This is a genomic window from Thiorhodovibrio frisius (genome assembly GCF_033954835.1).
Classification (GTDB): domain Bacteria; phylum Pseudomonadota; class Gammaproteobacteria; order Chromatiales; family Chromatiaceae; genus Thiorhodovibrio; species Thiorhodovibrio frisius.
Map to the genome: position 1 here is coordinate 4,380,473 of NZ_CP121471.1, position 13,619 is coordinate 4,394,091.

Sequence of the window (13,619 nt, forward strand, 5' to 3'; positions counted from 1 at the left end):
GCTCATCCAAGGCAAAAGCAGACCACTCCGGCGCCAACAGGAGCACCCACCAAAGCACGCTCGATCATTTAGCGAAACAATCATTCCTTGCCGATCACAGAATGGGCACTAACAAGCCAGACTCTGTTGATTTTACAGATATTGCTGTAGCAAATGCGTTTTCGGTTTTTTCTGGCACCGACATCGACATGATGTGAATAAAGGCGCGACAACAGCGTCCTCAATAAAGGAGGTGAGGCAGATGGGCATGGTGCTACCAAAATTAACGCAAAAGCTGTGCTACGACATGGCGGTCTGGATGATCGGCCTGGGCCTGACGATCGGCCTGCTATTTCCGCCCATGATGCACTGGCTGGGCTTTCCGACCGAGGAGGTCTATTCCTCGCGCTTCATGCTGGCCTGCCTGACAGCCGGCCTGATGATGGCTGTGGCCAATTTTCTGGTGGCGCGCTGGGTGGTGGCGCCGCGACTGCGCCGGCTGTCCTCGCAGGCGCGTCAGGTCGAGGCGGCTATCCGTCGCGCCACCGACACCAACGACTGGCACGCCTGCACGCCGGAGAAATGTCAGTTGACTGTCGATTCAGCCGATGAAATCGGCGAAATCGGCCGTTCTTTCAACGATCTTGTCGATGCCCTGTTGCTGTCGCATGCGGTTGAGGCGGCAGTAAATGAGTTCGTGCATCGTCTGACCGGCAAGCTGGAACTCGAACCCATGTCCGAGGAGGCCCTGGACCGGCTGATCGAGCACACCCAGGCCGATGCCGGCGCAGTAATCGTCGAGCAGGCTGGCGAACTTACCCTGACCGCCCTGCGCGGCATCCAGGGCTTGTCCGATCCATCAGCCTACGCACCAATCCGCCATTGCCTGAAATCCAACAGCCAGGTAACGGTGACCTTGCCCGAGGACATCAGCATTGATGCTGTGCTGACGCGCTTTCGCCCACGCCAACTGGTACTGATTCCGCTGGCGTTCAAAGGGGTGCCGCTAGGGCTCTTTCTGCTCGCACGGGCACATGAGTTCAGCCAGCACGCGCATCGCATGATGACGCTCTTTCAGCAGAGCTTCGCGCTGGCATTGAACAATGCCCAGGCACATCATCAGTTGCAACATCTGGTCGTCATAGACCCCCTGACCGGGCTCTACAACCGCCGCTTCGGCATGGCGCGACTCAGCGAAGAATTCCAGCGCGCAACCCGTGGCGACGCTGCGCTCAGCCTGCTGATGCTGGACATCGATCATTTCAAAGACGTCAACGACACCCATGGCCACCTGATTGGTGATCGGGTGCTGATCGAGGTCGCCCAAACACTCAAAGGCCTGTCCCGCGAAGGTGACATTGTGCTGCGCTATGGCGGAGAAGAATTCCTGATGCTGCTGCCCGGAGCCACCAACGACAGTGGCCGCATCCTGGCCGAACGCATCTGCCATGCAATCGCCGACCAGGTCGTGGAAACTGCCCAGTTGCGCTTGCAGGTCACCATCAGCATCGGGCTGGCCTGCTTCCCGGATCAGGACGCCGAGACCCCGGAGGCGCTCATCGCACTGGCCGACCGCGCGCTTTATCAAGCCAAGGAGGCAGGGCGCAATCGCGTCCAGACTTGCATGCCGGCGCAGACGCGACAAGCACATAGTGGCAGAACCCGCGAGAGCAAGCGACTGGCAGCCATTTCTTAACGCTCACAGCAAAGATTTCACACAAACCCGCGATTGGCGGGTCATCGATGGCTCCGAAGGCGAGAGAACCTCAAGGCAACCGCATGCGCCTTGCAACGGACGGATTGGACTCCTGCTTGGGAAGAGAAACCCCATCTAGGCTAGACTAGCCGGATATGTCGCCCGCGCGCGCCACGCCGAGGGCCTACCCTTGTCACCACCGGCCTGAAACCGGCTTACAAAGTGACAGGGCGGTCCCTGATCGGATTTGGCGCTGCGGACACTCCCTAGCCTGTCTGATTTTGCGTCAGGAGAAGCCCCGATGTCCGAAAAAGCCCCCTGGATCACCTATCGCCCCGAACTCAAGGTACTCGACTGCACCGTGCGCGATGGGGGGTTGATCAATGCGCACCAGTTCACCGACGCCTTTGTGAAAGCCGTCTACCGCGCCTGCCTGGCTGCGGGGGTCGACTACATGGAAATCGGTTACAAGAACTCAAAAAAAATCTTCCCCAAAGAACAATTCGGCCCCTGGCGCCATTGCGATGAGGCGGACATGCGCCGCGTTGTGGGTGACCATGACAGCGCCACCAACGGCTTAAAGCTGGCCGCCATGGCCGATGCCGGCAAAAGTGACTGGAAGACCCAACTGCTGCCGGCCGCAGACAGCGTGCTAGATGTGATCCGGGTGGCCTTCTACGCCCATCAGGTCTCGGAGGCGGTGGAGATGATCGCCCATGCCCATGAGCTAGGCTATGAGACCACGGCCAATCTGATGGCGGTGTCCAACATCACCGAGTCGGAAATCGACACTGTGCTTGAGGCCATCGCGCCGACCCAGGCCTCGACCATGGTGATTGTGGATAGCTTTGGCTACCTGTATCGCGAGCAGATCGACCGCCTGTATCACAAGTACGCGGCGGCCATGGCCGGGAACGGCAAAGAGATCGGCATCCATGCGCACAACAATCTGCAACTTGCCTTCGCCAACACCATCGAGGCCATCATCCTTGGCTGTAACCGCGTCGATGCGACCATCTTCGGCATGGGCCGCGGTGCCGGCAACTGCCATACCGAGTTGCTGCTCGGCTTTCTGCGCAACCCGAAGTTTGATGTGCGCCCGATAATCGAGGTAATTCAGCATCAGGTGGTGCCGCTGCGCGAGCAGATCGAGTGGGGTCCGCTGGTGCCTTACAACATCACAGGTCAGCTCAATCAGCACCCGCGCGCGGCCATCGAGTGGCGCGAGGGGCCGACACCGGACGATTTTCTCGCCTTCTACGACAAGGTGGTGGCCGAGATCTGACACCAATCGCCTGCCGCCGGCAACGGCGGCGTGCGCGATTCATCAGCAATCGCTGATCCAGGGTATTGTCACCAGCGATTGTTCAGCAACCACAGAAGTCGCCATACTAAGCGGGTTTCGCTCAGACTAAGGTCCATATTGGGTCTGAAGTCAGGGTCAGCATCAGGACGAGGAACTCGCCATGCGCGTACTCAACACCATTCGCTTCAATAATCTGCGTGGCGACCTGTTCGGCGGTGTCACCGCGGCTGTGGTGGCCCTGCCGATGGCGCTTGCCTTTGGCGTGGCCTCTGGTGCCGGCGCCGAGGCAGGTCTTTATGGCGCCGTGCTCGTGGGCCTGTTCGCGGCCCTGTTTGGCGGCACCCCGACCCTGATCTCCGAGCCCACCGGCCCCATGACCGTGGTCATCACAGCGGTCATCACCAGCATCATGGCCGCGAACCCGGAAGGCGGCATGGCCATCGCCTTCACCACCGTGATGCTCGCCGGGCTGTTTCAGATCCTCTTCGGCATCCTGAAGCTCGGGCGCTATGTCACCATGATGCCCTATACGGTGATTTCCGGTTTCATGTCGGGCATCGGCTTCATTCTGATTATTTTGCAATTACCCGTCCTGCTCGGCCATCCAACGCCGTCCGGCGGCGTACTCGGCTCCTTGCAGGCATTACCGGAACTCGCCGCGACCTTGCGGCCCGATGAGCTGCTTCTCGGTTGTATTTCGCTCGCGGTTCTTTTGCTCATGCCCAAGCGCCTGCGCCGCCTGCTGCCGCCGCAGTTGCTCGCGCTGGTGGCCGGCACGCTGATCGCCGTGCTGGTGATCGGCAGCGGTGATTACCGTGAAATCGGCGCCATCCCCTCCGGAGTCCCTTCGCTGCATCTGCCCACTCTGACAGCGGACCTGTGGCAAAGCATGCTGGTCGACGCGCTGGTCCTGGCCATGCTGGGCTCCATCGACGCCCTGCTGACATCGGTCATCGCCGACAGCCTGACCCGCACCCATCACGACTCTGACAAAGAACTCATCGGCCAGGGGATCGGCAACATGGCCTCGGGCCTGTTCGGCGGTCTGCCGGGTGCGGGCGCAACCATGGGCACAGTAGTCAATATTCAGACTGGCGCAAGCACGGCGCTCTCCGGCCTGACGCGCGCCATCATTCTAGCCGTGGTTGTGCTCTGGGCCACCGGCCTGGTTTCGATCATTCCGCTCGCGGTGCTGGCTGGCATCGCCATCAAGGTTGGCCTTGACATCATCGACTGGGGTTTTCTGCGCCGCGCCCATCGGGTCTCCTTGCGCGGTGCACTCATCATGTACGGGGTGATTGCATTAACCGTCTTCGTCGACTTGATTACCGCCGTCGGCATTGGTCTGTTCGTCGCCAATATCCTCACCATTCGCCGCCTGGCTGACCTCCAATCAGAAGGAGTGCGCCTGTTCGGCGGCGGCGCCAACGCGGCAGACATGGACTGCCCCAAGGCAACCAACGAGGAGAAGAAAATCATCGGCGATCCGGACAATGGCATCGCGCTGCTATGTCTGAGCGGCCCGCTGATTTTCGGCGCGGCCAAGGCCATTACACGCCAGCAGACGGAGATCGCCAATGCCCGCAGCCTGATCCTGGACCTGACCGATGTGCCGCACATTGGCGTGACCAGCTCAATGGCAATCGAGACCACAGTGACCGAGGCCATACATCACGGCTGCCGAGTGTATTTTGCTGGCACCCAGCCCGCGACGCGCAAGCGACTCGAGAGTCTTGGTCTGCTCAAACTGGTGCCGGCAGAGAACTGGATCGACAACCGCCCGGACGCGCTAAAAACCGCCATCGCCGACCGCGCCGGTCAGCGTCCCGCTCAGGAAGCCACACCAGCATGATCCTTGCTGGACCTGGAACCCACAGTTAGGGGGAGCCTCTTCATCCAGGTCGATGATGTCTACCTCGGCTGGGAGCTCACCAGTGGCAAAGTCGTACGGGGCTATGAGAAAAAAGTGCCCTTCATTCCAGCCGTCTCGGTGACATCCGAGGGGCATGCGCACTAACGAAAATGGCGCCCATACCCTGCTTTACTTGCCAGGCCATTGCCAGCTGGACCGCCACCAGCGACATGACGCCATGGGCTCAGGTCATTTCAGATGGTTTGGGCTGCTTTGCTAGCGTGACCGATGCCGGATGTCAGCACAGCCCCGTCGTCGTTGGCGCCCTTAAACAAAAGGATTTCCCGCAATTCGCTTGGGTTAACACCCTCCTCGGCAACCTTAAAAACAGCTTCGGGGGCTTACCACGCCTTGGATTTCGCCAAATATGGCACGCGTTATCTTTCGACTTTCGCCTATCGCTTCAACCGCCGCTTCCACCTCGACACCATTCACAGTCACACGCTCGCCCATTGATCGCAACGCTGGCTTTGAGAAGTTGAGATATCTTGCTAATCGAGAGCGTCGTTGATGGTTTTGCGACGATGTGTCCAGCGCCAGATCATAACCGGCGCAAGGAGCGCCATTCCGAAGATGATGGGCCGAAGCGGGATGGAGTAGCGCGGTAGCGGAGTACCCACAACATGGACACAGAGAAAATATAAACAAACCAGACTGATGAGACGGGTAATAAGTCGTTCGGACGAGGCTAGCAGTGAGTCCACCACTGGTGTCCAGACAAAAAGACAGGTCAAGAGCGCCATCCCGACCAATGGCCAATGCAGGAGATACATCAGACCATGGGTCACTCTCAGCAGGGGATCGAAATCGTAAGGATTGACGAACAGCGGATAGATCCATACATCACCCATTCCCACAATGATGCTCCAAGACAAGAACATCATAGGCTTGCCCAACAGATACCAGCGCACGTATGTTGAAGGGTCATCGACGACACGTCGGACGACCTCATCAAGCACAGCTCCCATGGTCGTTCGCTCGCGCCAGGTGGGATCGGCACGGTTGGGGAAGCCATAAGTCTCAGGATCGTTCTGGTAGATCAGGTTCGCGTACATGCCCTTGTGCACGGTGTCACGCGCTAGTGAACTGTTGTTATCGGCCGGGACCTGCGTAGCAGTATAAAGAACCCAAGGACCGTAAGCGATCAGGAATCCGGCAACCACCAAGACGCTTTTCAGCCATCCTTTACTGCCAATGACGAAGATGAGAAACGGAAGCAGGAGCAGTATAAAATAGAGCATGGTCGGGCGGGTCAAGGCCGCGCCCCCGAGCAGAAGACCCGAGACAAATGCCCATGCGGAATGACCGCTCCTTAGGAGGTGCATACTGGCCCATAGCCAGGCAAGTAATAGAAAGGTGAACAGTGTCTCTGTCAAAACATAGACACCGGATGCTGCGAGGTGGGGCGAGATAGCGACCATGGCAGCGGCTCCGATGCTCGGCCAGTTGCCGAGAATTGGCCGGAACAACAGGAAAGTCAGGAAAACTGTGAACACGCCAAGCACAAGTTGCGCATACTGGATTCGCTTAATCATCGCATTGCTTGGTGGAAAGTCGACGAAAAAAGTCAGAAAAAGCGGATAGCCGGGCGATCGCTGACTATCGGCCTTGATCTGCGTGGGGCACCCCGTGTCTCCCGTCCAGTCTTGGCGGCTGTAGGTTCCGCATTCCTTCAGATTCAAGGCATAAAAATAGTAATCGGTTGCGTCAGCGCGAAGCGGCGCAATGACCTGTGATCCCTCAATCGCGCCAATGCGGACGACTGCAGCAAGCACCAGTGTAACCATCAGAACTGTTAGCGCCTTCAGAGTTAAGGGGGTTATTTCATTGCTGTTCATGGCGAGTTCCTAGGGTTAATCGTGGTAGTCCAAATCGAAGGAGAGCATACAGCAAAAGGCCGCCGACAATCGTAGCCAAACGGAGTATCAGTCTCGATGTGGACGTAACAGAACTTCCAAATCAAAGGGAACACCAACCACCACGGAATCAACGCTGACTGCCTCAGGAGGTTTCACCAGTTAATCCAATCGCAGGTAACCAGCGCCGTCGTACTAACCAGCATCTGCCTATTGTTGGCCACGCACTGCTAGCTGAGCGAATAGATATGGCGCCACGGCATCTTTCCCATCCTATCAGTCGAGCAAAATCCAGCCTTTAAGATGCACAAGCCCGACTAAAATACCCTTGGTCAGGCTCGCCACACGCGCCGCCAATCCCCTATGATGGTGCAAACTCGGACTACCCATCATGCTAGGGCCAAACAGCTTGAAGCTCATCATCCAAATACCCTGCTACAACGAGGCTGCCGCCCTTCCGGTCACACTCGCCGCCCTGCCTAGTCAGGTGCCCGGCTTCGACTTCGTCGAGTGGCTGGTCATTGATGACGGCAGCACCGATAGCACAGCGGACATCGCCCGCGCATATGGCGTCGCCTCCGTCGTTCGCCACACCACCAACTTCGGCCTCGCAAAAGCGTTCCTGACCGGGCTTGATGCCTGCCTAGACCGGGGCGCCGACGTCATTGTCAACTTCGACGCTGACAACCAATACTGTGCCGACGACATCCCCGCCCTCACCGCCCCTATCCTTCAAGGCCAAGCGGACATGGTCATCGGTGCGCGGCCCATCAGTGAAATCGACCATTTCTCCCCATTCAAAAAATGGCTCCAACGACTCGGCAGCTGGGCGGTGCGCATGGCCAGCGGCACCCGTGTCGACGATGCGCCATGTGGCTTTCGCGCCATCAGCCGCTCTGCTGCGCGCCAGCTGATGGTCTTCAACAACTATACCTACACGCTCGAGACTATCATTCAGGCCGGACAGAAAAACATCGCCGTTGAATCCGTGCCCATCCGTGTCAACCCTGACCTGCGCCCTTCCCGCCTCGTGCGCAGCATACCTTTCTATGTTCGCAAGAGCTTGATCACCATCGTGCGCATTTTTGTTGTGTACCGACCGTTTCGTTTCTTTGGTGCCATTGGTCTGACGGTAATCGCACTCGGGACCCTGATCGGTCTGCGCTTCCTGGGGTTTTATCTCTCGGGTGATGGCACAGGTCATGTGCAGTCGCTCATTCTCGCCGGCATTCTGCTCACAATCGGCTTTCAAACTCTACTGGTCGCCTTTCTCGCCGACCTGCTAGCCGCCAACCGCCGCCTAATCGAAGACCTGCGCAGCCGTCTCCCGCTCACCGTCCAACCCATCAACCAGGCCCACCAGACCGCACCAAGCCATGAAAATCAGCCAAGGCCAAACTGAGCACGGCATCTTCGTCGGCAACGCCTACGACAAATATCAATCCACAAACCCGCTGGTCCAGCGAATCATGCAGGGCTTCGAGCTGGCTTTGGCAGCCTTGGTCGCCCGAAGCTCACCCGCAAGCATTCACGAGATTGGCTGCGGCGAAGGCTATTGGGTACTGCGCTGGCTCCGTGCCGGCTACCGCGCTCGCGGCTGCGATTTTTCGCACACGGTCATAAACATCGCGCGGGAAAACGCCCGGCTACAGCTTCATCAGGCACCAGCGGAGTTGTTTAGCGTAACCAGTGTTTACGATCTGGACCCAGCGCTCGACAGCGCCGATCTCATCGTCTGCTGCGAGGTGCTCGAGCATCTTCAAGAGCCGACCAGGGCGCTCGCTGTCCTCGCCTCGCTGCGCGCCAAGTATCTCATCCTTAGCGTTCCTCGCGAGCCTCTCTGGCGCGCTTTGAACATCCTTCGCTGCGCATATCTGCCTCAAGCCGGCAACACACCCGGCCACATCCAACACTGGTCGAGCCACAGCTTTCAGGCACTGGTTGCGCAGTACTTCGACATCATCGCCGTGCGCAGGCCGCTGCCCTGGTGCATGCTCCTGTGCCGCCCGCGCACCTGAGCGTCCAGCCCCATGCAGCCAGCTGCAGCAAGACAGGCCCTCAACTGGGCTGGCAGCGCGATTGCCATTGCCGCCATCGGCTTTGTTCTGACGCGGCTGCTTGAGCAGGGTGCCGCCCTAAAACTCGCCCATATTGGTGCCCGCGCGCTCCTCACTCTTGCCACCCTGAGCGCCCTCCACACCGCCGCCAACCTGTGGCTGGCCGGCGCCTGGCGCTGCCTGCTAGCCCGCGAGGGTCTGCATCCCGGCTGGCGGCTCACTACTAGCATCTTCGGTCGCTCCCAGCTTGCCAAATACCTTCCAGGCAATATCTTCCACCTTGGCACCCGCCAGGCGTTGGGCATGGCCGCCGGGCTGCCCGGCTGGGCACTCGGCCGTTCTGCTATTTGGGAGCTTGCCCTGCTGGTCGCCACCGGGTTGGTTTTCGGCCTGCTGACCACACCGTTACTCGCCGGCCCCATATTACTGCACGTCGTCAGCAGCGCCGTCGCCACCTTTGCCGGCATAATGTGGTTGTTCGCCACGCTTGCCCGGCACTTGGCCGGCCGCGAAATTGCCCGCGCTGTCGTTCGTTATGCCCTGTTTCTGAGCGGATCCGGCGCAATCTTCCTGCTCCTGTTGCTAAACATCGCACCGCACCCTCCCGCGCCCATCTGGTGGCCGATAATAATTGGCGGCTATGTGCTCGCCTGGCTGGTGGGTCTGCTCACGCCCGGGGCACCAGCCGGAGTCGGCGTCCGGGAGGCCGCCCTGTTATTTCTCTTTAGCGAACAGTTGCCGCCTGACCTGCTGCCGCCTGACCTGTTAGCGGCCGTGCTACTCGCGCGCGTTGTGACCCTGTTTGGTGACCTGGGTTTCTTTCTGCTTGCCAGCCTCATGCGTTCCCGCAGCAAGGGCGGACAATCGCACTGCGCAGTTTCAGATCCACTGGCCGGTCCTACAGGTCGGAATCCAAATTGCCGATCAGTCTAAACAGCGAACTTCTTGGCACCGAATCAGCGAGCGCATCAAATGCCCAGTGGCCCGCCAGCAATCATTCCGCCTGACACAATTGATGCTCCGCTGAACAGGAGTGTACTAGTCTCATCTGCCAGACGTGAATTGCGTGTTTTGGGCTGGGTGTTGGGCGCGGGGGCTTCAGCGGTATAGATGCCGCTGGGAAGCCTCCAGGGATGTATTCACGGCGTCTCCCGAGACCGTTACCTGGCCCAAAACGCACCGAGGCACCATGCGCTCTCGGCTTCGGACGGATCCTCCGTCGTGTACGCCCTCGAATTATCAACTAAGCACCCGATAGAAAAGCAGAAAGCGGCCTAGGCAGCGGAAGGACTTACTGCCTACAGTACTGAAGTAGCTGTGGAGCTAGAGTGCTTTGGCGGTTTGGCGGGGAAAGCGCAGGCCGAGTGCGTCGAGGAGTTTGCATTGCTCCTCATCGGGTTGCACGAGACGCGCGTAACGGCTGCCTTTGACGTCATAGATCAAATACGTCAAGCGACTGAGGGCCTCTAAGGCATCCTCGGGCGTGATGGCATGCGGGTCATCATCCGTGGTGCCATAGGCCTGATGTAAGAGAGATTGAAACAGGCGGGTGATCTTTAGCGCCAGCATGGCCACGAAGACATGGGCTTTGGTGCGCTGGCCATTGCGCAGAAAGACCGGGCGGATCTCGAGAAAATCCGTTTTCATGGTTTTGAAATTGCGCTCGACCTGTTGCAGGTCGCGATAGCGCGCATCGACCGCATGGCGATCCATGACAGGTGCCGGTACGGTGGTTTCCAAAACATAGCAACCATCCAACAGGGCGACCTCGGCCAAGTGATCCTGATCGATGGTGCAGCAGATTTGATCCCCCTCCAGCGCCAAGCTCACAAAGCCATGGAGCTTGTAGCGCTTGACCCAGTGCTCGAGTTGGCGCAACCCTGCGGTTGGATCGGCGCGGGTCGATTGGCTGACAAAGGCATTACGCTCGGCAATCAGATGCTCGAGTTGATTGAGCTTATCGGCCCGACGCGCGCGCATGCGCCGTTGTATGGAGGGATTGCATCGGGTGATCAGACGTTTGCCATCCTGGAGTACTTCGCCGATCTCCTCATCGAACAGATCAGGCTGCAACACGCCTTGGGTGAGCAAGGCGCGGACCTGCGGCTTGGTCAGGGCGCTGATGTAGCGCCAGCCATCGGCGCTCAGCACGGCTTTGCCCTTCGCCTTGAGCATGCCACGATCACCGATGAAGACGACCTCGGTCACGCCAAATTGCTCCTTGATCCAAAAGAGGGAGAAGATCAATCTGGGTGCTGACCGTACTGGGATCGGCAGAAACTGGTCCCGGCAGAGAACTGGATCGACAACCGCCCGGACGCGCTAAAAACCGCCATCGCCGACCGCGCCGGCCAACGCCAACCCCAAGGTCAAACCCAGCCCCAAAGCCAGCCAAAAGCCGAACAGCGCAGCGACAAATAGCTAGCGCGCGTCGCCCCAACCACTCCGGCAGAAGCTGGGTCCCTAGGATTTTTCGCTAAGGGTGTGCAACCTCTGACTGGCAAGCAAAAGCGCAAAAAGCCGATGCGAGAGAAAACTCGCATCGGCTTTTTAATACCCAAACGACCTGGATGTGCGGCTTGGGTCTGGCCGCGCAGCGGTCGCTCAGGCTCAGGATGCCATGGCACGCAGGCGCGCGTTCAGCCGGCTTTTGTGCCGAGCGGCCTTGTTACAATGAATCAGTCCTTTATTGGCGGCCCGATCAATCACGGGTACGGCGGACTGATAGGCAGCGGTAGCAGCCTCCCTGTCACCGGCACCAATGGCTTTGAGAACCTTTTTCAGTGCGGTGCGAAAATGGCTGCGCTGCGCGGCGTTGCGCTGGCGATGTGTCTCGGCCTGGCGAGCGCGCTTGCGGGCTTGGGCGGAATTAGCCAAAGGAATCCTCTCGCAAAAGTCGGGTGGAATGGGAAGGTTGAAATCTTCTCGGTCTGGTTAGCTGATCAATGCTAATGTGATGTTCCCGCTCTGTCAATCCACAGTTCAAAAAATCAACAAAGTACTCCATGTCCCAAGCCGAGCCCTCCGCATCGCTCGCAGGTTCCGTTGCTCGCGTTGGCGGCGGCACGCTGATCTCCCGTCTGCTCGGATTCGCGCGTGATTTGCTGATTGCGCGCCTGTTCGGAGCCAGTCAGGCGACTGATGCGTTTTTTGTCGCTTTCCGGATTCCCAATCTGATGCGGCGACTCTTTGCCGAGGGCGCCTTTGCCGCCACTCTGATCCCCGCCCTGACCCACGCGGGCGGCCAGCACCTCCAAGACCAAGACTCCACACGCAAGCTGATCAGCGAATTCACCGGCTCGCTGACAGCCCTGCTGCTGCTGATCACCGGCCTCGGCCTGCTCGCAGCGCCCTTGCTGGTCTGGCTGCTGGCGCCCGGCTTTAGCGCCGAAACACAACAACTGCAATTAACGACTGCGCTCTTGCGCCTGACGCTGCCCTATCTGTTGTTTATCGGGCTCACGGCACTGGCCGGCGCGGTGCTCAACTCCTACGAGCACTTCGCCATCCCAGCTCTGACCCCCGCGCTGCTCAATCTTTCACTCATTGGCTGCGCCTTGCTGCTCGCGCCTCGACTTGAACAACCCGTTTTTGCCCTCGCCTGGGGTGTCCTGTTTGGCGGTGTGGCGCAACTCGCCCTGCAAGTCGCTGCGCTAGCGCGCCTCGGGCTGCTGGTCACCCCAAGCATCAACTGGCACAGCCCGGAACTGACCCGTCTGCTGGCCGCCATGGGGCCGACGCTGATTGGCATGTCAGTCACGCAAATCAACCTGCTGCTCGACACTCTGCTGGCATCCTTTCTGATTGCCGGCAGCATCTCCTGGCTTTATTACGCCGAACGACTGATGGATTTTCCGCTCGGCATTCTTGGCGCCGCCCTAGGCACGGCGATTCTGCCGCGACTCGCACGGACCCATGCGAGCGGACATCGCGACGACTTCAACGTCACACTCGACTGGGCACTGCGCTGGACTCTGCTCCTCGGCTTGCCTGCTGCTGCCGGACTGCTGGTGCTCGCCGAGCCAATCATTGCAATCCTGTTCAGGTCTGACCACTTCGGAGCCCAAGACATCCACCAGGCCCAGCGGGCACTCATGGCCTACGCGTTAGGCCTGCCTTTTTTCATGGCCTACAAGGTTGTAGCCCCTGGCTTTTTCAGCCGCAATGACCTGAAAACACCACTGCGAATCGGTCTGATCAGCATGGCTGCCAACCTGCTGCTGAGCCTTCTGCTCATGGTGCCATTTGGGCACGTCGGACTCGCACTTGCCACATCGCTCGCGAGCGCCCTCGGTGCCGGTCTGCTGCTGCGAGCCATGCTGCGCGCCGATCACGCCAAGCTCCAGCCCGGCTGGTCGGCACTCCTGCTGCGCACGACCCTCGGCACAGCTGTCATGATGCTGCTGATTGCATGGATGTCAGCAAAGCTGCCACTCCCGACAGAACCGGGATTCGCCAAAGGCCTGTTACCGCTCATCGCCCTCGTCCTCACCGGCGCCATCGTCTATCCGCTCATGCTTCTGATGCTGGGATTCAGGGCGCGGCATATCCGCCCCAAGCGGCAACATTGAGCGACTCGCTCGATCCGCCGCCAAAGGCTTGCAGACCGTTCAATCAGGCAACGCCACCAGACGGACAAGATCAAACAGCATCGACTCTCCTGCCCCATTAACCGTGCAGTCTCGCGAAACCACACGAGACAGTCCGCGTCTTTGGCCTTGTTTTCCGTTAAAATGCCGCGTTTACCCAGACGATTACCAAAGCCTGCCTCGGTGTTGCACCCGAGTAATGGCCGACATTCGAGGACGCTGCT

Annotated in this window: 10 protein-coding genes and 1 pseudogene; 8 read left to right on the forward strand and 3 right to left on the reverse strand. The window is 59.3% G+C overall.

Features of this window, described 5'->3' with window-relative positions; translation table 11 throughout:
* Positions 1-247 precede the first annotated feature (247 nt).
* The 4 genes and pseudogenes from Thiofri_RS20100 to Thiofri_RS24970 form a co-directional block, all read left to right on the forward strand.
* Positions 248-1,675 carry a GGDEF domain-containing protein gene (locus Thiofri_RS20100; protein ID WP_190275790.1) on the forward strand — a complete coding sequence of 476 codons (1,428 nt, stop codon included), beginning with the start codon at positions 248-250 and terminating at the stop codon, positions 1,673-1,675.
* Positions 1,676-1,976: 301 nt separating this feature from the next.
* Complete coding sequence (locus Thiofri_RS20105; RefSeq protein WP_009147923.1) at positions 1,977-2,960, forward strand: aldolase catalytic domain-containing protein; 984 nt, start codon at positions 1,977-1,979, stop codon at positions 2,958-2,960.
* A 181-nt stretch (positions 2,961-3,141) separates the two neighbouring features.
* Positions 3,142-4,833, forward strand: coding sequence for a SulP family inorganic anion transporter (locus Thiofri_RS20110; protein WP_009147924.1), 1,692 nt, complete (start codon positions 3,142-3,144; stop codon positions 4,831-4,833).
* Between the two features lie 42 nt (positions 4,834-4,875).
* A pseudogene (locus tag Thiofri_RS24970) lies at positions 4,876-5,340 on the forward strand (transposase); the annotation flags it as partial.
* Positions 5,341-5,384: 44 nt separating this feature from the next.
* Here the strand turns inward: Thiofri_RS24970 and Thiofri_RS20120 are convergent.
* On the reverse strand, positions 5,385-6,731 hold the full coding sequence (locus tag Thiofri_RS20120; RefSeq protein ID WP_009147925.1) for an ArnT family glycosyltransferase: 1,347 nt from the start codon (positions 6,729-6,731) through the stop codon (positions 5,385-5,387).
* Between the two features lie 409 nt (positions 6,732-7,140).
* On the opposite strand from Thiofri_RS20120, the gene Thiofri_RS20125 reads away from it, so the two are divergent.
* From Thiofri_RS20125 to Thiofri_RS20135, 3 genes are read left to right on the forward strand one after another with little or no spacing between them, the layout of a single operon-like run.
* Positions 7,141-8,151 carry a glycosyltransferase family 2 protein gene (locus tag Thiofri_RS20125; RefSeq protein WP_009147926.1) on the forward strand — a complete coding sequence of 337 codons (1,011 nt, stop codon included), beginning with the start codon at positions 7,141-7,143 and terminating at the stop codon, positions 8,149-8,151.
* Positions 8,126-8,767, forward strand: a complete 642-nt coding sequence (locus tag Thiofri_RS20130; RefSeq protein ID WP_009147927.1) for a class I SAM-dependent methyltransferase — start codon at positions 8,126-8,128, stop codon at positions 8,765-8,767. Before Thiofri_RS20125 ends, Thiofri_RS20130 begins: the two co-directional genes overlap by 26 nt.
* A 12-nt stretch (positions 8,768-8,779) precedes the next feature.
* Positions 8,780-9,739: a hypothetical protein gene (locus tag Thiofri_RS20135; protein ID WP_009147928.1), complete on the forward strand. Its 960-nt coding sequence runs from the start codon at positions 8,780-8,782 to the stop codon at positions 9,737-9,739.
* Positions 9,740-10,129: 390 nt separating this feature from the next.
* Here Thiofri_RS20135 and Thiofri_RS20140 read toward each other — a convergent pair whose 3' ends face one another.
* Complete coding sequence (locus Thiofri_RS20140; protein ID WP_143741851.1) at positions 10,130-11,014, reverse strand: IS1634 family transposase; 885 nt, start codon at positions 11,012-11,014, stop codon at positions 10,130-10,132.
* Positions 11,015-11,416: 402 nt separating this feature from the next.
* Complete coding sequence (gene rpsT, locus Thiofri_RS20145; RefSeq protein WP_009147929.1) at positions 11,417-11,683, reverse strand: 30S ribosomal protein S20; 267 nt, start codon at positions 11,681-11,683, stop codon at positions 11,417-11,419.
* 128 nt (positions 11,684-11,811) lie between these two features.
* On the opposite strand from rpsT, the gene murJ reads away from it, so the two are divergent.
* Positions 11,812-13,377: a murein biosynthesis integral membrane protein MurJ gene (gene murJ, locus Thiofri_RS20150; protein WP_009147930.1), complete on the forward strand. Its 1,566-nt coding sequence runs from the start codon at positions 11,812-11,814 to the stop codon at positions 13,375-13,377.
* Positions 13,378-13,619 lie beyond the last annotated feature (242 nt).

What these genes read in the sequence shown, in the direction of transcription:
- Thiofri_RS20100 (WP_190275790.1), top strand. Translation starts at nt 248, where the DNA reads ATGGTGCTACCAAAATTAACGCAAAAGCTGTGCTACGACATGGCGGTC.
- Thiofri_RS20105 (WP_009147923.1), top strand. Translation starts at nt 1,977, where the DNA reads ATGTCCGAAAAAGCCCCCTGGATCACCTATCGCCCCGAACTCAAGGTA.
- Thiofri_RS20110 (WP_009147924.1), top strand. Translation starts at nt 3,142, where the DNA reads ATGCGCGTACTCAACACCATTCGCTTCAATAATCTGCGTGGCGACCTG.
- Thiofri_RS20120 (WP_009147925.1), bottom strand. Translation starts at nt 6,731, where the DNA reads ATGAACAGCAATGAAATAACCCCCTTAACTCTGAAGGCGCTAACAGTT.
- Thiofri_RS20125 (WP_009147926.1), top strand. Translation starts at nt 7,141, where the DNA reads ATGCTAGGGCCAAACAGCTTGAAGCTCATCATCCAAATACCCTGCTAC.
- Thiofri_RS20130 (WP_009147927.1), top strand. Translation starts at nt 8,126, where the DNA reads ATGAAAATCAGCCAAGGCCAAACTGAGCACGGCATCTTCGTCGGCAAC.
- Thiofri_RS20135 (WP_009147928.1), top strand. Translation starts at nt 8,780, where the DNA reads ATGCAGCCAGCTGCAGCAAGACAGGCCCTCAACTGGGCTGGCAGCGCG.
- murJ (WP_009147930.1), top strand. Translation starts at nt 11,812, where the DNA reads ATGTCCCAAGCCGAGCCCTCCGCATCGCTCGCAGGTTCCGTTGCTCGC.